Here is a 21,643-nt window from a genome sequence, read left to right as displayed (position 1 = left end):
AGCAGAAAGCTATGCCTGCGGCTCCCCCGCGGGGCCGGCCATGGCGGCGACCAGGACCGCCTTGATCGTGTGCATCCGGTTCTCGGCCTCGTCGAAGACGACGGAGTGCGCCGACTCGAAGACCTCGTCGGAGACCTCCAGCTCGGTCAGACCGTGCCGGGCGTGGAGGTCGCGGCCGACGGCCGTGCCCAGGTCGTGGAAGGCCGGCAGACAGTGCAGGAACTTGACGTCCGGGTTGCCGGTGGCCCGCAGCACGTCCATCGTCACGGAGTACGGGGAGAGGGCGGCGATCCGCTCGTCCCACACCTCCTTGGGCTCACCCATCGACACCCAGACGTCGGTGGCCACGAAGTCGGCGCCCCGGACCCCGTCCGCCACGGACTCGGTGAGCGTGATCGTCGCGCCGCTCGTCTCGGCGAGCTCGCGCGCGGTGGCGACGACGCCCTCGGCCGGCCAGTACGTCTTCGGGGCCACGATCCGCACGTCCATGCCGAGCAGGGCGCCGGTGACCAGGTAGGAGTTGCCCATGTTGAAGCGGGCGTCCCCGAGGTAGGCGAAGGCGATCCCGTCGAGCGGCTTGTCGGTGTGCTCGGTCATGGTGAGCACGTCGGCGAGCATCTGGGTGGGGTGCCAGTCGTCGGTGAGGCCGTTGAAGACGGGGACCCCCGCGTAGGCGGCGAGCTCCTCGACGGCGGCCTGGCTGTCGCCGCGGTACTCGATGCCGTCGAACATCCGGCCGAGGACGCGGGCGGTGTCCTTGACCGACTCCTTGTGGCCCATCTGGGACGCCGCGGGGTCCAGGTAGGTGGTGGAGGCACCCTGGTCCGCGGCGGCGACCTCGAAGGCGCAGCGGGTGCGCGTGGAGGTCTTCTCGAAGATGAGGGCGATGTTCCTGCCGCGCAGCCGCTGGACCTCGGTACCGGCCTTCTTCGCGGCCTTGAGCTCGGCGGAGAGCGCGACCAGGCCGCGGAACTCCTCGGCGGTGAAGTCCAGCTCCTTGAGGAAGTGGCGGCCGATGAGGTCTGTGGCCATGGGACGCGCTCCTGGGGGTACGGGTCGAGGGGACGGCGGTCGCGGACCTTGGAACTCTATACGAACATCAGCATTTATATACAGCCCCTGTCCGATGTCGCCCCCCCGCTCCCAGTCTCGGCCTCGGCCTCGGCAGTCTCAGCCTCGGCCTCGGCCCCCAGCCCTCGGGTCCCAGCCCGCTCAGGTCGCGTCGCGCTCCACCGGGCAGCTCATGCAGCGCGGGCCGCCCCTCCCCCGGCCCAGCTCGCTCCCCGGGATCTCGATCACCTCGATGCCCTGCTTGCGCAGGTGCGTGTTCGTGGTGACGTTCCGCTCGTACGCCACGACCACCCCCGGCTCCACGGCGAGGACGTTGCACCCGTCGTCCCACTGCTCGCGCTCCGCCGCGTGCACGTCCTGAGTCGCCGTCAGGACGCGGACGTTCTGGAGCCCCAGGGCCGCCGCGATGGCGCTGTGCATCTGCTCCGGCGGATGGTCGGTCACCCGCAGGGACTGCCCCGCGTCGCCGGGTTCGATCGTGTACGAGCGGAGCATGCCGAGCCCCGCGTACTGGGTGAACGTGTCCTGGTCGACCATCGTCATCACCGTGTCCAGGTGCATGAACGCGCGCCGCTTCGGCATGTCGAGCGCGACGATCGTGCGCGCCGAACCGGCCGCGAACAGGCCCCGGGCCAGCATCTCCACGGCCTGCGGGGTGGTGCGCTCGCTCATCCCGATGAGCACGGCGCCGTTGCCGATGACCAGGACGTCCCCGCCCTCGATCGTCGACGGGTAGTCGCGCTGTCCCTCCGACCAGTGGTGGAAGGAGCCCGCCTCGGGGCCGGTGAAGAGCGGGTGGTGCCCGTAGATCGCCTCGAAGTGCACGGTCTCGCGCTGCCGGGCCGGCCAGCGCATCGCGTTGATCGAGACGCCGTCGTAGATCCAGGCGGAGGTGTCCCGGGTGAAGATGTGGTTCGGCAGCGGGCCGAGGACGAAGTCGTCCAGGTCGAGCGCGTGGAAGCGCACCGACGTCGGCTCCCGGTGCGACGCCAGGAACTCCCGCTTCGTCATGCCGCCGACGAGCGCCTCGCCGAGCGACCCCGCGTCCAGCGAGTCGAACGCGGCGCGCAAATGGTCGGCGGCCAGCGGCCCGTACTCCTTCTCGTCGAAGACCCGGTCCAGGACCAGCGCGCGGGCGGCGGGCACCTCCAGGGACTCCCGCAGCAGGTCGCCGAAGAGATGCACCTCGACCCCGCGGTCACGCAGCACGTCGGCGAAGCCGTCGTGCTCCTGGCGTGCCCTGCGCACCCAGAGCACGTCGTCGAAGAGGAGCGCGTCCTTGTTGGACGGCGTGAGCCTCTTCAGCTCCAGATCGGGGCGGTGGAGGATGACGCGGCGCAGCCGCCCGGTCTCGGAATCGACATGGAATCCCATGGGCCCATCCTGACGGAGCCGGGCGGCCGGGGCCCGTCTTTCGGGCCTTCGGTCCCGGGGTTCCCGCGGCGTGTCCTGCGACGGGTTGCTCGGGGGTGTCCGTCTTGTCGATCAGGCCGGATCAGGGAGCGGCGGCTGTGCGTGCGATCGCAAGGCGGAGGAGGGAGTCGCCCCCCCGGCACGCGGTGGGGGTGCCTCCCTTGCCCGCAGGGCTACGGGGGACGTTGGCGACCCACGACAACGCGGCGAGCGTGCGTGCCGGACGCCGCGGCTCAGGCGGGACTTTCCGGACACGGCCTTACGGGCTCACCTCATGAGCGCGGCGACGAGGATCGCGGCGACGAGCAGGCCGAGCACGACGGCGGTACGGCTCAGGAAGCGCCGGGTGTAACCGTTGACGGGGTCGTCGTCCGGCGGCGGATACGAGACGGCGCGGGGCGCGCCCGGGTGGTGCGGGGTCCCGGGCGGTGGGGCATGGCGGGTCGGTTGGGCATGGCCGGGCGGTGGGGCCTGGCTGGGCGGCGGGGCATGCCCGGGCGGCGGTACCTGGCCGGGCGGTGGGGCATGGCCGGGCGGTGGGGTGCGCCTGACGCCGTACGCCTCCTTGAGGAGCGTGAGCCAGACCGCGTCCGGCAGGCCGGGGCGGTCTCCGTCCACGATCTGCCAGAAGGCCTCGCGGGCCGACGGCACGGGGCTCGTCCGGAGCCGGGCGAGCAGGGCCGCGACCGTGCCGACCGGGGCGTCGCCGCCGCCGAGGAGGGGCCGGACGGCCCAGCGGTGCAGCTCGGCGGCGTTGGACGCGCGCTGTTCCTCCGGCGGCTCGGAGTGGTCGTACTCGGCGCCGGGCGGCGCGGCCGCCCAGAGCTCCCGGCCGAGGACCACCTCGCACAGCTCGCGGCGCGCCGGGTGCTCCCAGGACGGCAGGCGCCGGGCGATCTCCTGGAGGAGCAGGGTGACGACCACGTACATCTGGGGGCGCCGCAGGGCGTCGAGCAACTCGCGGCTGCCCGCACGCTCGACGAAGCCGCGCGCCTCGGCCACGTCGCGCGCGGTCGGCAGCCGGTGGACGAGCCCGGTCTCGGCCTCCCGCTCCCGGCCCCACGGCTTCCTCGCCCATACCCGCCGGCCGCCGCCGACCGGACCGGCCCACTGGGCGCCGACGAACGGGAGGACGGGGCGGGGGTACGGGTCGTGCGTCCGGTCCGGGGCGGAGCGGGGCCGGCCGGGTGCGGGGCCCGGGTCCGGGTCGACGTCGATTTCGGTGCCGGTGCGAGGGCCGGTGTCGGTGCCGGCATCACCGGCGTCAGTGATGCGGTCGGGATCGGGGGCGGAGTCGACCCGACGCGGCGGGACCTCTGTGGCCCAGGGGCCGGCTCCACCGGGGGCCTCCCCGTGGGACGTGTCCGTGTACGGCTCCGCCGGGTACCGGGACGGGTCCTGGAGGGGACGGCCGGGAAGGGGTGGGTCCTGGCGGCCACCGCCGGCCCAGGGCTCCGGGGAGGACGGGGGGCGCCCCGCGTCGGGGGAGACCGGGGGCCACGCCGTATCCGTGGAGTCCGACGTCCTGCCCGTGGCCGGGGATACGAAGGGCCACTCGTCGTCCGGGGAAGACGAGGAAGACGGGGAGCTCGGAGCGTTCGAAGGGCGCCGCGCGTCCGGGGAGTCCGAAGGGCGCCGCGCGCCCGGGAGAGCCGACGGGCGGTCGACGTCAGGGGAGGCCGGCTCGCGTCCGGAGTCCCTGGGAGGAACCGAGGGGCGCCGCGGATCCCGCGCGGCCGGGTATCGCGGGTCCCGCCCGCTGGTGTCCCCCGGCTCCGGCGCGGACCCGTAGCGCGAGTCCCGCCCGCCGGCGTCCCCCGACTCCGGCGCGGACCCGTAGCGCGAGTCCCGCCCGCCAATGTCTCCCGGCTCCGGCGCGGCCCGGTAGCGCGGGTCCCGCCCGCCGATGTCCCCCGGCTCCGGCGCGGACCCGTAGCACGGGTCGCGCCTGCCCGCGTCCCCCGACTCCGGCGCGGCCCCGTAGCGCGGCTCCGCCGCCTCGTGCCGCCGCTCCGGCGCCGCCTCGTACCGTGGCTGCGGCGATGTCCCGTACCGCGGGCCCCCCGAGGGCGGGAGGCGCGGTTCCCGGGGCCGGCCGCCGCCGCGGGCGTCGGAGTCGAGGATGTCCAGAGCGCGGTCGGCCGTGTCGAGGAGGAGGGCGCGGCGGGCGGACGCCGCCTCGTGGAGGGCGCTGGCGACCGCGTACTCGCGTCCGTCGCCCTCCGCGACGCCCCGCAGGTGGTGGCGGACGAGCCGGGCCGCGATCTCCTCCGCCCGGTCGCCGGACCGCTCCCTCGGATCGACGCGGCGGCGGCCCGTGTTGGGGCTCGCCGCTCCCGACCAGCGGCCGACGAACACGAAGCGCAGCGCGGCCAGTTCGACGGTGTCGTGGCTGGCGAAGGTCCAGAGGCGGCGCTCGGTGAGCTCGCCGAGCATGCTGTGCAGCCCCCACAGCACGGGACCGGCGGTGTCGCCCCGTTCGTCGAGGACGGTGAACCGGCCGTCGGGGTGCCGCAGCAACTCCGCCAACGTACCGGCGAGTTCCCTCCTCACGTACGGCAGCGTCTCGTCGAGTTCGCCCTGCCCCCGGCCCGTCGCCGGTACGAGGACCTCCTCCCGGACCACCGGGAGCCGTCCGCGTACCTCGGCGGCGTTCAGCGCGGCGGCGCCCTCCCAGTCCCAGGCGTGGAGGCCGAGACAGAAGGCGGGTTCGAGGAGGGCGGGTGAGCCGACGAGCGCGTGGCAGAGCACGGACGTCCCGCCGTCGGCGTCCGTGAACGGGGTGCGCCTGATCAGCATCACGCCCCGTCGGCCTTCGAGCCGGATCAGGGCCGGCCGGGTCTCGTCCCCGCTGGCCCGCAGCATGGGTCCGGAGATCCGGAAGAGGTCCTCCGTCTCGTCCCGGGGCCCGGACCAGGCCACCGGACCGAAGCCGGTGCTGCCCGAGGAGTTCTCGCTGTCCCAGCGGAAGACGATCTGGTCGACCTCGTACTCCGACCGTGTCATCGGACGATTCCCTCCGTAGGCTCCGCCCCGGGCAGCAGCCCGCACATGGCGAACAGGGACAACAGGGGCGCCAGGACCCGGCGCGGCCGGACCCCGTGCGGGAAGTGGTCGCCGCGCGCCTGCCCGCCGGTCGCGGCGACGAAGTGCAGGGAGCAGTTCGCGCAGTCGTCGAAGGGCTTGAGCCAGGCGGCGCTGGCGTGGTGGGCGAGGAAGGCGTACGCGTCCCGGCTCTCGTCCCGCGCCTCGGCGGGGTCGAAGCGGCCGGGCAGGGCACGGCCGAGCCACCGGTCGACGGACGGTTCGAAGCGCACGAGGTCGCTCTTGTTGACGGCGAGCGCGGCAGGCGCCGCGACGAGGCCGCCGCGCTGCCGCGGGATGCGGTCGAGCACGGTGGCGAAGGCCTCGTCGCCGAGGTCGCGGCGGCGTATCCCGCTCTGCTCCCGTACGGGGTCGAGGGAGCCGAGCCGGAGTGCGCGCAGCGGGTCCAGGACGAAGACGAACGCGTCGACGCCCATGAGGAAGCGGGCCACGTCCCCGTCCTGCGCGAGGTCCTCGCCCGCGAGGTCGAAGAAGACGACGGGCCGGGGCGTCCCGCCGCCCGCGGAGACGAGCAGGCCGTCGGCGAAGCGGGCGAAGGTCTGCTGTCCGGTACGGCCCAACTGCCGTCCCTGCTGGAGGTTCTGCACGCGTTCCCGCAGATAGGTGCGGTGCGCCTCGGGGTTGAGCGGACGGCTCCGCAGCCCGTACGGGGCGAGGCCGCCGAGTTCGATCTCGCCGAGCATGGCGGCGAGGAGGTGGGTCTTGCCGACGGAGGAGCTGCCGACGAGGGCGACGGAGAGCGGCTCGCCGTTGGTGAGGTAGGGCACGGGAAGTTCGTGCTCCTCGTCGCCCTCCACGGTGTGCGGGCACAGATGGTAGGCCTTGCGCAGGGCGTCGGCGATGTGGGCGGGGCGCCGTTCGCCGGCGAGGTCCAGCGGGATGCGGTTGCCCTTGGCGTCGATGGTGACGAGCAGGCGTTCGTCGTACTCGACGGGCAGCAGGCAGTGCGGGCACATCCGGCTCCGCGAGGGCGGGGCCGGCGGCGGTTCGAGCGGCGACGCCGGAACGGCGGGGCGGGCGGGGCCCTCCCCTCCGCCGAGGATCCGGTCGAACAGAGTGGTGCGCGGAGAGCGGGTGTCCCGTACGGAATCGGGCCCGGGGCCGGTGTGCGGCTCCGCTCCCGTCAGCGCGTCGCCGGCGAACACGGCGCGCTTCCCGGCGAGTCGGCGATCGTACTCGGCGCGCCACCGGGCGAGCGGGTCGGCGGTTCCGACGGCGGTGGCGAGCGGATCGGGCACGTTCAGGAGCCGCATGAGCTCGACGGGACGCGGCCGGTCGGCCACCCTCGGGGAGAAGAGACCGCTCTGGGCCAGGGCTGCGAGACGGCGGTAGTCGGCGAGGTCCCCGGGCGGGCCCTCGCCCCGCGGGGGACGCCCGGAGAGGAGGTAGTAGCCGAGCTGGGCGACGGACCACAGGTCGTCGCGCGGGTCGGCCGAGCCGAGCCCCTCGCGTTGCTCGGGCGACGCCCAGGGCACTCCGCCGAACGGCTCGCGCGCCTCGCCCGCGCGGAGCGCGGCGAACGGTTCGCAGAGCCGTACGTGAGTCCCGTCCCATCGTACGGTGTCGGGCGTGACGGCCCGGTGTACCAGCTCGACCTGTTCCATAAGCCGTACGGCAAAGGCGAGTTGGCCGATGATCCGCTCCTGCTCCTCGGGGCCGAGGCGGCCCGCCCACTCGGCGAGCGGCCGGCCGCGGGGCAGCCGGTACAGCACGAACGGTTCGGGCCCGGTCAGGTCGAAGCCGACGATCCTGGCGAAGACGGACCCGAACTTCTCGGCCCCGTATCCCCGTTCGAGGGCGACGGCCGCCGCCACCTCGCGCTCGAGGAGGCCGTACGCGTGGGGGTCGGCCTGCGCGGAGGCGGTCAGCCGGAACTGCAGGACCGGCCATCCCGCGCCCAGCGTGGCCCGGCGCGCGAGGACGCCGGGCCGGCCGGGCGGCCTGCGGTCGTCGCCGTACCGGACGGTGAAGCGGACCGGCTCCTCGCGGTGCGTGAGGAACTCCAGCTCCTCGTAGTACGGGTGCGGGGGGCTCATGGGCTCGCTCAGGTGGTCGGGGTGATGGGGGTCGATCGGGTGGTTCAGCGGGTTCTGCGCGGTGTCCGGACGACCGGGATCGTCCGCGTGGTCCTGGTGGTCCTGGTGGTCCTGGTGGCGCGGTCCGTTCGGGTCGTGCGGGTGGTTCGGGTGGTTCGGGTCTGTCACGGTTCTCCCGCCTCCTCGGCGCGGACGGTGTGCACGACGTCCGCGCGCAGCGGTACGAGGCGGAGGATGCCGGCGTGCCGTCCCGCACCGGTCCACACCACGCCCTCGGCGGTGCCCCGCCAGATGTCGTCCCCCGCCGCGCCGCGCCCCATCGCCTCGGGCACGAAGCGGACCTGCCGGGCGGCGAGCGGGTCGTGGGAGAGCAGCCGCAGATGCTCGGGGCCGCAGAGCGCGACCGTGCCTCCGGAGCCGTCCTCGGCGAGCAGCAGCCGGGCCACCGCGTCCGGGGCGACACCGGTGAGGCGGGCCGCGTCGGGCCGTTCGGAGCGGTCGGTGAAGACGGCGAGCGAAGTGAGCGCGCCGAGGTCGCGGAGGCCGTCGTACGGGGGCGGGGGCGAGGCCGCCGCATCGCGCTCCAGACGGATCCGGGTCTCGTCCAGGAGCTCCGTCAGCCGCTGCCCCTGCGCCGCGTGCTCCGTACCGCCGGGATCCCTCTCGATGCCCGCCCAGCACCCGTCGAGGAGGAGGACCGTGCCGGCGACCAGATCGCCGACGAGCGTGTCGACGAGTGCGGGCCCCCCGTCCCCGTACCGCCGCTCCAGCCACGCCGGGGCGGGCCCGGGCCGCTGGACCGGGTGGGGGGCCGACGGCGGGTGGGAGGACGAAGGCGGGTGGGAGGACGGAGGCGGCGGGTACGGGGACGACGACGCCTGGGACGACGATGACTGGGACGGCGGGGCTGACGGCGGTACGTACGAGGACGTGGCCGTCGGCCTCCGTACCGGCGGCTCCTCGTCCATGTCCGTCCAGCCGTCGTCCTCCCCGCCGTCACCCCAGTCGTCCCAACTCCACGCAGCCGTAGTGGTGTCGGTGCCGTCGGACGGGTTCGGGCCCGGGCCCGCCGGGCTCGGGCCCTGCGCGGGGGCCGACGGTTCGTCCGCCCAGGAAGCCCAGTCCGACGACGTGTCCGGCCCCCACTCCGACGACCGCTCCGGCGTCCTCCCGCCGCCGTACGCGTCGGCGGTCTCCGCGAGACCGCGCAGCAGCCGGGCCACGGCACCGGCGCCGGCCGAGCAGTGGTGCCGCACCTCGGCGAAGAGCCAGTCGTGCACGGCGGTCGTCACGACCAGGGCGTGGATCTCGCGCAGGATCCGGCCCGCCTCCTCCGGGTCCGCCCGCGCCCACCAGTCGTCCACGGCCCGGTTCCAGTCGCGCAGTGCGAGCAGGACCACGGCCACGACGGACACCGTCAGCGCGGCGGCCCCGGCCCAGACCGGTGGGGCCAGGAACTGGCCGAGGCCCGCCCCGGCGAGGCCGCCGAGTATTCCGCCGACGAGCCGGGGCGCCGCGCCCGTGGCACCACCGCCGTCGATCCGGCCGTCCGGCGAACGGTTGGGCCTGCGCCGCAGCATCAGCCAGGCGAGTACGGCGGCGAGGCCCCCGACGGCCGGGCCGAGGAACCAGCCGAGCACCGGCCACACCCCGGCGAGCAGCGCGAGGAGGCCGGTCAGGGCGAAGGCCGCGGGCCGTGACCCGCCGGCCGTGAAGGGGTACCGGCCGCCGAGGCGACGCAGCCGCTCCGGACCGCAGATCGCGTCGAGCCGCGCGAGCCGGGAGGCGCTGCCCGCCGGGGCGGTGCGCGCGGAGAGCGCGGAGAGCCGGGCCGCCACGGAACGCAGCGGCAGGCCCCGGCCGATCAGGTCGTACGTGTGGTCCCGCAGCGCCGGGACGATCCCGGCCCGCGTGATCTCCCGTGGCAGCTCGGGGAGTTCGACCCCGCGCTCGCGGAGCAGCCCGCGGTGCTCCGCGGTGAGCCGGGTGCCGCCCGCGGCTCCGAACGCGTCCGCGACGGCGGTACGGAACCGGGCCAGCTCCTCCGTGAGCCGCTCGATGTCCCCCGGCAGGTCGACGGCGCGGCCCGCCCCGGTGAGGAGCCCCGCCGCGCCCCGCACCCGGTCGTAGCCGTCGACGGCGTCGTCGAGGGCCTCCTGGCAGGCGGCGAGCCGGGCCCCCGCCCGGCCGCCGACGGGGAGCCAGTCGTGCCCGGAGAGGGAGCGCGGCACGCCCTCGCCGAGGAGCAGCGCGAGCGCGCCCGGCACCCCTTCCGGGGAGGCGGCCCCGGCCGGGACCTCGGGGCCCGTCAGCGCCTCGACGGCCTGTCGCCAGGCCCGCGCGCGGGCCTCCTCGGTGAGGTCGTGCTCCAGGATCCGCACGGCGGGCACGGCCACGCCGTGCACCACCTCCCCGAGCGAGCCGAGGACGGCGTCGAAGACCTCCGGGGTGGCCAGCACCTCGACGAGCGGGCGCAGGATGGCGTCGCCGGAGGCGCCCTGCCCGTCGGTCGCGTCCTCGACCGCGGTGTCGAGGAGCCACAGGACCCCGGCGGCGGGCGGGCGCAGCGTGAGGGTGCGGCGCAGCGTCCGGTCGCCGCGGGCGCCGACGGCGAGGCAGACGATCTGGGCGGGGCCGTAGGAGGAGAGGCGTTCGTAGAGAAGCTGGTGGCCGACGAGCCCGGCGGCCTCGTCGACGACGAGGAACCGCCGCTCGCCGCCGGGCTGCGGGACGTCCAGCGCCGCGCGGACGGCGGCGTCGGGGTCGTCCGGCCCGCCCGCCCGCAGGTCGAGGCAGACGGCGTGGCCCGGCAGGGGGCGCTCGGGGAGGACGCGGTGGTTCACTGCTCCTCCTCTTCGTGGTCCCAGGGGTACCCGTCGGGCTCGAACTCGGGCTCGAACTCGGGCTCCCGCTCCCAGTCCCCCTCGTACAGGGACCCCCGTGCCTCACCGGACCGCCCGGAACCACCGGACCGTCCGGAACCAGGGGGCTGTCCGTGCCGTGCCGTTCCCGTCCGTGGCGCCTGCCCGGGCTGGGGCCCGGGCGCGGCGCCGCCCCCCGCCTCGTACCCGTAGTTCTCCCGGGGATCAGGCCCGGGCGGCCGCTGGCCCGGCCCATTCCCATGCCCATGCCCCGGCCCCTGACCCGGCCCCTGACCCTGTCCCTGACCATGCCCCTGACCCGCAGCCCCTCGCCCCCGACCCGACCGCCCCGGCCCGTGGCGGTCGAAGAGGACGCGCAGGGTGGAGCGGGTCGCGCGGGCCGCGGGCGGGAAGCGCATGTCGAGGGCGCCCGGGTAGGTGACCTCCCAGAACTGCCGCAGCGGGGTGAGCCATTCGACGTCCGTGTCGCCGTACTCGCGGTACTCGGCCTCCAGCCGGTCGAGCAGGACGAGCTGGCGCGGGGCGACCTCCTCCACGAAGTGGGTGAAGAGCGGCGACGGCGGCTGCGGCACCTGCGCGAGGCCCTTGGGCAGCGTCTTCATGAGGCGCTCGCAGAACACCTCGATGATCTGGCCCTCGTCGAGCAGCGCCCAGCGCTCGTACGCGCGCAGCATCCCCGCCCAACTGGAGAGCGAGCCGTCGAAGGCCTCCAGGCGCAGCGACATCGTCGCGCCCTCGCCTTCCTGGAGCCGGATCCGGACGAGGTCGGGCGAGTCGGCCGGGCCTTCGGTGGCGATGTTGCCGTTCCACATCGCGCAGAGCAGCCGGTGCATGATCCGCTGCCGGTCCTGCTCGGTGGCGACGAGCCAGTCGTCCTGGTAGCCGAGCCGCTGCCGCCAGTGCAGGAAGTCGTCCTCGCCGGCCGAGTCCCGGGCCTCGGACCAGAGGCTGAGGACGTTGCGGACCTCGGAGATGTCGGTGAGGTTCATGCCGCTGCGGAAGAGGACGACGGTGAGCGATTCGGTGTCGCCGGCCCGGTACTCCTGGTCGGCCTTCGCGGGCAGGTTGAGGGCCTGCCGGAGGAAGGCGGCGGCGCGGCCGTCGGACTCGCCGGCCGGGTGCACGATGAGGATCTTCATCGGGCCGCTGCCGTCCGGGACGAAGCCGACGGGGAGGAGTCCGGCGAGCCGGGCGCGGAACTGTTCGAGCCAGCGCGGGTCGATCTTCGCCTCGGCCCCCTCGTCGCCCGCGGCGGCCCGCAGCAGCAGCTCCATGGAGGGCAGCAGAGGGCGGGCGAACTGGGCCTCGTTGGCCTCGCCGAAGAGCTTCTTGACCCGCCGTTCGAGGACCTGCTTGATCTCCTTGACCGGCGCTCCCGGCGCTCGGCGTACCGCGTCGAGGGCGTTGCGCCAGTCGTCGGGCCGGACCAGCCGGTCGAGGAGCGTCGCCGCGTCGGTGGCCTCGGGCAGGCCCTCGCTCTGGGCGAGGCGATCGAAGACCTCGTCGTAGAAGGCGCGCAGGGTGTTCTGCGGCGGCAGGAGGTAGGCGATGCCCGCGCGGTCGTCGCGGTAGAGCTCGCGGCGGCGTTCGCCGAAGCCCCGTGCCTCGTCCTGCTCATGGGCGCGGAGTGCCTTGGTGAGTTCGCCCAGCTCGTTGACGATCCTGGCCAGGGACGGCCGCCACTGGTTCTCGCCCGCCTGCCAGCCGCGGTGCCAGAGGCCTCGGGCCCGCCACTGGTACCAGGCCTGCTGCGCGGCGAGCGCGTCCTGGACGTCGGGGTCGTTCCACCGAGCCGGTACGAGTCCGCCGACACTCCCCGTGATGCGGGGGATCGGCGGGGCGGCGGCCTGGACGTGGGCCGGCCGTTCGGGCTCGTTGCGCCGGTTGTCGAGCATTCCGGTGAAGCCCACCCTGGCGACCCTGTCGGGGTGGCCGGGCAGTCCGGACAGGACGGTTTCGAGCTGGAACGGGCCGATGAGACCGAGGAGTTCACGGGCGCCGGAGCCCGGCTTGAAGTCCTCGGTGAGGCGCGGTATCTCACGGGTGAGGTTGGCGTCGAGGCGGCGCAGGGCGTCCTCCATGTCCCCGAGCCTGTGCTGCAGTTCCTGGGCGATGTCCTTGCGCCCCCTGGGGAGTTGCTCGGGTCCGGGGACGACCGGTGCCTCGCGGTTCCAGAGTCGGCCGATGCCGGCCCGGACGAAGAGGTCGCGGACGCGCTCCGATCCGTCCCGGGCAGGCCGCCGGGCCCGCTCCTCCATGCCGCGCACGGCCTGGGCGAGGAGCCGGGCGGCGACGATCTCGGCGAGGTCGTCGACGGGGACGGTGAGGGAGGCGGCCAGGCTGGTCGACATGCCCCGGTAGCCGATGCCGGAGCGGGCCGGCGTCGAGCGCTCGACGGCCTTGTTCACGAACCGCTCGGCGAAGGACTGGTAGTCGTCGTCGGCGTGGGTCACCGCGCCGTTGGAATCGCTGAGTTCGGTGCCGATCAGCGACATGACCATGGCGGCGATGGAGCGGCGCAGGTCCTCGGTGCCGATGACGGACGGCTTGGAGAAGAGGAAGGCGGTCTGCATGGTCGCGGGGCGCAGGGCGACGACCCCGTCCCGGGGGTACGTGACGCTGAGCCGGCCGCGCTGCTCGACGTCGCCGACGGAGTCGACGGCGTCGGGCATGTTCTGGTCGTCGACGAGCCGTGAGAGGTCCACGAGGGCGCGGGCGGCGTTGAGTTCGGCCTCGCGTCCGCCGCCCGCCTCCAGTGGGAAGGCGGACGGCATGACGACCAGCGGGTAGATCTTCACCCCGGGCACCTTGGCGTTGCGGAACTCGTGCCCGATGAGATGGATGAAGTCGTAGAAGATGCCGGCGCCGGTGCCGCCGGCGACGGAGAAGGCGACGAAGACGTCACAGCCCCGGATCTTGCCGCCGCCGACCCGCTGGAGGTCGCCGGCCGCCTGGCCGATGGCCCCGATCGCCTCGCGGAGCTGGCGCAGGACAGGTTCGAGCCCGGACCGCAGCGTCGCGAAGAGCGCGGAGCGCCCGACGGTCGGCAGCTGCCCCGCACCGCTGCTGAGGGGGGCGACGCGCGGCTGCCGGATCCGGGGCGGCAGCCAGAGCCGGGTCTCCCCGGGGACGGAGACGCGCAGCATCTGCGTGACCTCGGGCGAGGAGTCGAAGTCGGTGGGCAGCAGGTCCCGGACGATCCGGGAGGTACGGGCGAAGGCGGCGCCCTCGGCGCCCTTGGCCTTGAACTGCGGCTGCTTCAGCAGCTCCGCCTCGCTGAAGTCGGCGTAGACGAACTGGAGGCAGTCCGGCAGCTGGAAGGGCATCCGGCGGCCGCCGTCGACGAGAGCGGTGCCGTCGGGGCCGCAGAGCTCCCGGCGGAGGCTGCGCTCGAGTTCGGTGCCGATGCGTCCGCCGGTGCCGCCGAGCCCGACGAAGAGCATGGGCTGGTAGATCTTCATGTCGTCTCCCTTGGGGGCCCGTTCAGAAATTGGGGTCCGGGTCCCCGGCGGTCGTGCCGCCCGTTCCCGTACTGAGTCCTGTGCCGCTGCCGGTATCGCTTTCGGTCGTCGTCGCGGGGTTGCCCGTTCCGCCGCCGGACCGGCCGGACCGTCGCGGCCGTCCGAACCGTCGCGGCCTCGGAACGCGGCCTTCCCGGTCGGTACGCGTACGGGTCCCGGAGCCGTCGCCCGTTGGGGAACCGGAACCGTCGCCCGTACCGAAGCCGAAGCCGTCGCCCGTACCGAACCCGGCGCCGTCGTCCATGCCGAAGCCGAAGCCGTCGTCCGTACCGAAGCCGTCGTCCGAGCCGAAACCACCGCCGGTGCCGGTGCCGTAGCCGGAGCCCCTGCGGGTGCGGCCCGTCCTGCCGTCGCGGGCCGTCCCCCCGCCCCGTACGACGATCTCGTACGCGTCGAGGCCCGCCGGCTCGCCCGGCCGCAGGGGCACCTGCGCTCCGCCCCGAGGGCGCAGGAGCAGCTGGCCGGTGCCCGTGCGGCGCAGTACGTGGGCGCCGGACGAGGAGCCCTCGCGGGCCCGGCGGAGGGTGGGCGGAGCGCCGCCCCCGTCGTCCACGGCGAAGGGGAAGGACCCGCGGACGCCCTGGCCCCGGCCGACCGTGAGCGTGTCGAGGACCCGGCCGTCCCCGCGGAGTTCGAGCGTGACGCCGGTGAGGTCGCGGCGGCGGCGCCGGGCGACCCACTGTGCGACGAGGAAGGCGGCGACGAGGACGAGCCCCGCCGCTCCGCCGGCGACGGCCTTCCACCAGCGGTCCCACCAGGTCGGCGGGGCCACGACGAGGACGTCGAGGAAGGCGTCGTCGAGGACGCGGTCGCGGTCGCCGGTGTCCAGCGCCGCGACCCGGCCGCCCAGTTCGCCGAGGGGCGCACCGCCGCCGACGGTCACCGTGAAGGGGACGCGCGTGCTCCCGCCCGGCGGCGCGGTGACGGTCGCCGGGGAGACGGAGAGTTCGGCGCCCGGCGTCAGGTTCTCCACGGCGAGGCGCAGGGCGCGCGGACCGGAGTCGTTGTTGGTGACGTCGAGGGTGCCGCGGACGGTGCTCCCGGGGTGCACGGTGGCGCGGTCGAAGACGAGTCCGGCGGTGAGGAGCGGTGTGCCCTGGGTGATGCGGGCGTGCAGCGGCCGCCGGTCGGAGGTGACGCCGGGCGCCGACATGCGGGTGGTGAGCTCCAGGTCGCCGGTGGCGCCGGCGGGCACGGTGAGCGCGCCGGTGAACCGGACGTCGCCCGCCCTGCTGTCGGGGGCCCGCCCGTCGTCGGCGAGCCGGAACGTCACGGGGGAGAAGCCCGCGCCGCGCAGTTCGGCCGCGACCGTGAGACCCGCGAGCTGCCGGGGGTCGGTGACGGTGACACCGCGCCGGGTCTGCATCCGTACGGACACGGTGACCTGCTCCCCGGCACGCGGGGAGGCCGGGTCGAGGGTGACGTCGGAGCGGAGCATGCCCTGCCAGATCGCCCGGACGGCGACCTCGCGGTCGCGGTGCCCCTCCGGCGCCTCGATGTGCACGCGCCAGCGGCCCGGCAGCGGGTTCTTCACCCGCAGCGCCTCGACCGGCCCGTCCTGTCCGCCGACCTCGAAGGTGGAGCCGTCGAACTCGCCCCGGGTGGGGACCTTGCGGCCCGCCGGGTCGTAGTAGGTGACCCGTACCTTCGGGTCGTGCTTGGCGACCGTGAGGGAGCCGTCGGTGGCGATGGGCGGGATGACGACGGTCAGGTCGGCGGGCGGCTTGCCGGCGGTGCCGTGCGCGATCCGCGCGCAGCGGGCGGCGGCGAAGGTCTCCTGGAGCGCCTTGTCGAGGTCGGCGGAGCCGGCGACGACCCGCATGTGGGGGACGGAGCCCGGCACGTCGGAGCAGGCGCCCCGGAAGCCGCCCTCGGCCATGGCCGTGAGCGCGGCGCGGTCGATCTCCGCGCCGAAGCCGAGGGGCCAGATCTGGACCCCGGCCGCCCGGGCGCGGGCGAGTTCCTCGGTGAGCCGCCGCTCGCCGTTGGACTGGCGGTTGGCGGGGTCCGTGCCGTACTCGGGACTGTCGGAGACGTCGAGCTTGCCGTCGGTCAGGAGGAAGACGACCTTGGGCGTGGCGGGGGCCTTCGCGGCCGCGCCGCTGCCCGTACGGGCGGTTCCGGCGGGGCTCTTCTGGGTGAGACGGGTGACGGCCTGGCGGATGGCCGCCGGGAAGTCGGTGCCCGGCCCCATCCGGGCCGCGTCGCGCCGGTTGAGGAGCTGGACGCAGTCGCTGAGCCGCTCACGGCCCGCCGCGTCGGCGACGGTCAGCGCGCAGACCTCGCGCACGGGCGACTGGCCCGCCTTCTCCGAGCTGCCGAAGCCGATGACGGCCGCCCGGGAGCGCTCGGATATCTCGCCCTGGCTGAGCAGCCCCGCCGCCTCCGTCTCGCGCGCCAGGTCCTTGTCGGCCAGGCTGGCCGACTGGTCCACGACGACGGCGAAGTCGATCGGGTCGGGTCCCTCGGCGGGCTCGGCGACCGCTCGGGGTGCGCGCGGCGCGCCGGGGGGCCCGGCGGCCGCGAGCGGGCCGGTGAGCGCGAGCAGCGCACCGGCGAGGAGCAGGGCGCTCCCCTTGTTCGTCCACTGCATCGTCACTCTCACCACAGTTCGCTGAGGAGGGCCAGGAGGGCGCCGAGCGCGAGGGCGCACACGCCCAGGCGCAGCCACCGGTACTTCGCCGCGAGCACGAGTCCGTGCACGCTGGCCTGTTCGAGGAGCCAGCCGGTGGCGTCCGCGCCGGGCGGGGCGAGCCGCTCGCGCAGTTCGCGTTCGGACGGGCCGGCCGCCAGGTCGCGCAGGAACGTGCGGTCGGCCCCGATCCGGGTGCGGGGCAGGACCACCGACACGAGCATCAGGACGCCCGCGGTCCACAGCGCGCCCGCCGCGAGCAGGAGGACGAGCCCGGGACCGGCCGTGGGCACCGGGGCCCGGTCCCCGGAGAACACGACCGCGAGGAAGGCGAGGGCTCCGGAGAGCAGGATCGCGGCCTTGGTGTCGGCCCGTCCGATGTCCTCGCGGACGGTGGCGAGCAGCCGCTCGGCCATGAACCGCAGCTCTTCGGGCGCCACCGGGGCGGCGGCGGGGGCGGAGTCCGGCTGAGTCGAGGCCGGGGGCGGCGTCGGCGTCGGCGTCGGCGCGGGGTCCCGGGTCGTCACACGTCCTCCCAGTCGTCGAACTCCTCGCTGGGGCGTACGGGTCCGGAGGGGCGCCGGGACCGGCCGGTGCCCTCGCGGTCGTACGGATCGTCGCGGTCGAACCGGTCGTACGGGTCGTCCCCCTCGTACCGGTCACGGCCGCCGTCCCGTCGGCCCGGGCCCCGCTCGCGGTCCCCGTCCCCGCCCCCGTCCCCGTCCCTGTCCCGGTACTCCCCCCGCTCCCTGCCCCGCGCCCTGTCCCGATCGCGTTCCCGATCACGCTCCCGGTCGGAGCCGGACTCGACACGGGTCGGTTCGTAGACCCGCCGGTCGTGCGGGGCGTCGCCGCGCTCCGCGGGCTCCCGGCCCTCCCGGCCCTCCCCGTGCTCGTCGCCCCAGTCCGGTCGAACCGGCTCCGGAGTGCCCTCCTCCAGGGCGCGCCGCGTCCGCGGCCCCGAGGAACCACCCGGGTTGAGCACGTGGTCGGTGATGCCGCCGACGACGGTGCTGGTCTGGGTCCGCAGGTACATCAGCACCTGGTACATCTGCTCGCCGATGTCGTGCCGTTCCAGCACCCCGGTGTCCAGAAGGCGGTTGAAGACGGCCAGGTAGTCCTCCTGGCCCTCGCGCCGCTCCCGCTGGAGCTGTGTGCGGATCTCCCACTGCTTGTCGGGGTGCATCGCCATGTGGTGGGCGATCTGGGCCAGGTCGCCGCGCCGGAAGAGGGCCTCGATCTCGCGGGCCCGATCGGCGATCCGCGCCCGCTCGGCCGCGTCCTTGCGGCGCTCCGCCTCGGCCTCGCGCGCGTCGGCCTCCATGGTCACGCCGACCCGGTCCCGCCGGTAGACCTCGGCCTTCACCGAGTCGTCGAGGTCGATGAAGACGTGGACCCGGGTCTTCAGTCCGATGTCCCGGCCGAGGCGCAGGCGGCCGGCACTCAGCTCCTCCCGTACCGCCTCGTCGGCGCGCTGCGCCTCGGTGATCCGGAACCTCCGGGACAGCCGGCGCAGGCCGTCGAGCAGCTCGTCGTGCAGCAACTCGGCGACGTCCTCGACCTGTTCCTGGACGACGAGGTGCGGATCGGTCACCACCCACTGGACCCTGGCGACGGCCTCGAAGAAGACGCCGTCCCCGGCGGCGGGCAGCTGGAGACGGAACTCCGTGATGTTGCGGCCGAGTTGGACCTCGAAGACGGTGTACGGCGAGCCGAGCAGCGGCTTGTTCACGTCCTCGTTGCGATCCGGCCAGACCACGCGGTGACCGCCGTTGCGGTAGAGGAGCACCGCCGCGACCCGGCCGCTGCGGCGGCGGTACGGGGGTGCGTACTCGCCGAGGAGCGGTCCGCGCGGCCACCCGGAGGCCTCCGGGCTCCCCTGCTCCCTCGCCCGTCCCGCGCCCCGTACGTCGTCCCGCACCTCGCCCCGGCCCCCGTCCTGTTCCCGGCCCTCCGGCACCCGTGCGCCCCCCTGCCCCTGTTCGCGCTCCGGCTCGGGCCACCGGCCCCGGTCCCCGTCCCCGACCCCGTACCGATCCCGATCCCGCTCTCGGCCGCGATCCCGGTCCCGTTCCCCGGCCCGGGCCCCGCCCTGGCCGTCGTACCGCTGCCGGTCCCGCTCGGACCCCTGCTGCCGTTCCCGCTCGGCCGCCTGCTGCCGGTCCCGCTCGGCCCCCTGCTGCCGTTCCCTGTCGTCCCGTGCGCGCCCGGGCGATTCCTCGTACCTCTGCCGGGCCCGGCCGTCCGGCATCCGTCCCTCCGGCGCCCGCTCGTCCGGTCGCGCGCGCCTGTTCTGCTCGGGCCCGGTCATCGGTTGGCTCCTTCCGTCACGGCGTCCCACATGCGGCGCGCCGCGCCTCTGTCCAGAGGCCTGTCACGGTCCCGGACCAGTTCGTTCAGCAGACCCCTGAGGCGGTCGCGGTCACGGCGGTCCACGGCGAGGAGCGGCAGGAAGCCACAGACGTGCCCGAGCGCCTCCTCGTCCTTCGCGGCCCGCCGGAGCAGGCTGCCGAGGGCCTCCAGGGCCACCTCTCCGGAGCGCGCCGTGGCGAGCGTGTGCCGCAGCAGCCCGGCGAGGTCGGGTGCGAGCCCGGGCCGGGTGGCGAGCAGGGCGACGAGCAGCGGGCGGGCCGCGTGCGGGTCGAGTTCGGGCACGTCCCGCAGGCCCCACAGGTGGGTGGTCCGGGTGTTGAGCGTGCGGATGACGGCGAGATGCACCAGGTTGGCGAGGTTGAGCCGGCCGTCGTCGAGCCACTGGCCGAAGCGCCGCAGCACGGGCTCGGGCTCCCCCGAGGCGAGCAGCCGGGCCGCGCTGAAGGCCGCGGGCGCGAGCACGTCGCCGTCGGACGCCTCGTGGACCCTGACGACCCGGGCGAGCGCGTCGAGCGAGCCGGGCACGTCCCCGGCGGCGAGCACGTAGCCGTGGGCCAGCAGGGCGGTCCCGACGAGCGCGGAGTCCTCGGACACGGCCCAGTCCTTGAGCACGGCGGCGACGGCCGGCCGGATGCGGGGGTCGCGGGCGGACTCGGCGAGCGCGGTCGCGGCGGCCAGTCGGGCCACGGGCGCGTCCGTCACGGCGAGGGGCACGATCAGTTCACGGAATCCGTGGATCCAGTCCCAGGAGCAGAGCACGCCGGCGGCGATGGAGGCCCGGACCCACACCTCGGCGCGCGGATCGTCGCAGAGGGTCCGCAGCCAACGTGCCACCGGTCCACGGACGTTGTGGTAGCCGTGCCAGATCTCGCCGAGCACGGCGCCGGCCAGAGCCTCCCCCTGGAAACGGACGGCCCGCACCGGCACTTTCGCGGGGCCGAGGTCCAGCAGTCCGTCCTCCAGGACGGCACGCGCCTGCACCGGCCGGTGCTCGGCGTGCGTACCGAACAAGCGCCGTCCCGGGGCGTGTTCGGGGTCGAGCGTGACGGCGAGCTCCCAGGCGAGGAGTTCGGCGGCCTCGGCGGCGAGGCTGTACGCGGAGCCGTCGAAGACGGCGACGGCGATACGGAACGCTCCCGCGCCCAGAACGGGGAGCGCCTCGGGCAGCGTGCCGGGACGGTCGGCGCCAGCGAACCACTCGCGGGCCTGCGAGGTGACGAAGGAGGCGCAATCGGCGCGGAGTTGATCATCCGTCACCTCGCCGCGCCAGTGCCGGGCGAGGTGGTCGGCGAGCCGGGCGGCCTCGCGCGGGCGCAGCTCCTCCAGGCCGAGGGCCGTGACGACGTCGGGACGGGCGGCGAGTGCCCGCGCGGCGTCGAGGGATTCGGCGGGCTCGGCGCGCAAGAGGTCGCGCAGATGGCGCCGGAGGACCTCGTCGGCGGGCGGCGGCGCGCAGTACATCCCGTACCGTCCGCGCAGCATCCGATCGGCGAGCTCGCCGTTCTCGACGAGGACGATCCCGAACGCGCCGACACCGCGCAGCAGCTCCGCGAAGCGGTCCAGGTGCAGTTCGGAGAGGCGAGTGGCGGGGCGGCGCGCGGCGGCGGCGCCGTCGGCGCCCGGCGCGGAGCGCGAGTGCCGTGGCTCGCTCTCCGTGCGGATGTCCTCGGTGAGCAGCTCCATCAGGTGGCCGCCGCCGTCCTGGAGGGCCTCCTCCGTGATCTCGTCGACGCCGTGGCGCGGGTCGAGCCGGAAGACCTTGCCGTCGGTGAGCTCGCCGAGGAGGGCGAGCGCGGTGGCCTTGCGGCCGCTGCCGGGCTCGCCACAGAGGACGAGGACCCGGTGCTCGCGGAGCCGCCGCTTCATCCGCTGGTAGCCGGTGGCCTCGCAGTACACCCGGCCGAGATGGTCGAGCGTCTCGGGCGGGACGGGGCCCCGGACGAAGTGCGCGGCGCGGTCGGAGGCGTGCAGGGAGAAGAACTGGTTGCCCTCGAAGACCGTGCCGTCGCCCAGGATGTTGGTGTGGCGGTCACCACCCGCCGCGCTCGCCCAGGTCCGGACGGCGCGCCGCGCCGTGGCGGCGCCGCCGGTGTCGCCCTCGCCGCCGAGGGGGCCCCGGTCCGCGGCCGCGAAGACGCTCGGCTCGCGCGGCTGGTCCCCGGTGCCGTCCCCCTGTTCGGTCCCGCCCGACCGGCCGCCTTCCCGGCCGCCCTCCCTGCCCCCTCCCCGGCCGCCTTCGCGACCACCTTCCCGGCCGCCTTCCCGACCCCCTCGACCCCCGCCGCGATCGTCCCCGGCCCGGCCCCCGCCCCGCTCGTCCCCGCCTCGGCCCCCGCCCCGCTCGTCCGCGCCCGGGCCCCCGCCGTCGGGTTCGTTCGAGGATGCGCCGTCGTCGTGGTCGCTCACTCCGGCTCACCCGCCCGCGTGTCCTTGCGGATTCCGGTGAAGCCGCCGTGGATCGTGTTGTGATGGATGTCGAGCAGGTCTCCCCCGACGTTGTACGTGCGGTTCCCGCCCCCGGTTCGGGGGGGGGGGGGGGGGGGCCCCCCCCCCCCCCCCCCCCCCCCCCCCCCCCCCCCCCCCCCCCCCCCCCCCCCCCCCCCCCCCCCC

10 protein-coding genes are annotated in these 21,643 nt (G+C 75.2%); all 10 read right to left on the bottom strand.

What is annotated here, in order from left to right:
* Window positions 1-9: 9 nt before the first annotated feature.
* Complete coding sequence (gene argF, locus ACFWWU_RS25665; RefSeq protein ID WP_384148154.1) at window positions 10-1,032, bottom strand: ornithine carbamoyltransferase; 1,023 nt, start codon at window positions 1,030-1,032, stop codon at window positions 10-12.
* A gap of 180 nt (window positions 1,033-1,212) precedes the next feature.
* A complete protein-coding gene (locus ACFWWU_RS25660; protein WP_384148153.1) occupies window positions 1,213-2,445 on the bottom strand; it encodes an arginine deiminase in 1,233 nt (410 codons plus the stop codon).
* Between the two features lie 306 nt (window positions 2,446-2,751).
* A complete protein-coding gene (locus tag ACFWWU_RS25655; RefSeq protein WP_384148152.1) occupies window positions 2,752-5,490 on the bottom strand; it encodes a hypothetical protein in 2,739 nt (912 codons plus the stop codon).
* Complete coding sequence (locus ACFWWU_RS25650) at window positions 5,487-7,793, bottom strand: hypothetical protein (RefSeq protein WP_384148151.1); 2,307 nt, start codon at window positions 7,791-7,793, stop codon at window positions 5,487-5,489. The genes ACFWWU_RS25655 and ACFWWU_RS25650 overlap by 4 nt, the downstream gene beginning before the upstream one ends.
* On the bottom strand, window positions 7,790-10,468 hold the full coding sequence (locus ACFWWU_RS25645; protein ID WP_384148150.1) for a hypothetical protein: 2,679 nt from the start codon (window positions 10,466-10,468) through the stop codon (window positions 7,790-7,792). Before ACFWWU_RS25645 ends, ACFWWU_RS25650 begins: the two co-directional genes overlap by 4 nt.
* The gene (locus ACFWWU_RS25640) at window positions 10,465-13,968 is read right to left on the bottom strand and encodes a tubulin-like doman-containing protein (RefSeq protein ID WP_384148149.1); all 3,504 of its coding nucleotides are present in this window, start codon (window positions 13,966-13,968) and stop codon (window positions 10,465-10,467) included. The genes ACFWWU_RS25645 and ACFWWU_RS25640 overlap by 4 nt, the downstream gene beginning before the upstream one ends.
* Before the next feature lie 22 nt (window positions 13,969-13,990).
* The gene (locus tag ACFWWU_RS25635; protein WP_384148148.1) at window positions 13,991-16,621 is read right to left on the bottom strand and encodes a VWA domain-containing protein; all 2,631 of its coding nucleotides are present in this window, start codon (window positions 16,619-16,621) and stop codon (window positions 13,991-13,993) included.
* A gap of 8 nt (window positions 16,622-16,629) precedes the next feature.
* Complete coding sequence (locus ACFWWU_RS25630; RefSeq protein ID WP_384148147.1) at window positions 16,630-17,187, bottom strand: Pycsar system effector family protein; 558 nt, start codon at window positions 17,185-17,187, stop codon at window positions 16,630-16,632.
* Complete coding sequence (locus ACFWWU_RS25625) at window positions 17,184-18,971, bottom strand: hypothetical protein (protein ID WP_384148146.1); 1,788 nt, start codon at window positions 18,969-18,971, stop codon at window positions 17,184-17,186. Before ACFWWU_RS25625 ends, ACFWWU_RS25630 begins: the two co-directional genes overlap by 4 nt.
* Window positions 18,968-21,439, bottom strand: a complete 2,472-nt coding sequence (locus ACFWWU_RS25620) for a hypothetical protein (RefSeq protein ID WP_384148145.1) — start codon at window positions 21,437-21,439, stop codon at window positions 18,968-18,970. The genes ACFWWU_RS25625 and ACFWWU_RS25620 overlap by 4 nt, the downstream gene beginning before the upstream one ends.
* Window positions 21,440-21,643: the final 204 nt, after the last annotated feature.

Origin of the sequence: Streptomyces sp. NPDC058650 (assembly GCF_042717315.1) — a bacterium.
In the GTDB taxonomy this organism is placed as follows: domain Bacteria; phylum Actinomycetota; class Actinomycetes; order Streptomycetales; family Streptomycetaceae; genus Streptomyces.
This window is presented reverse-complemented; position numbering and strand designations above follow the sequence as displayed.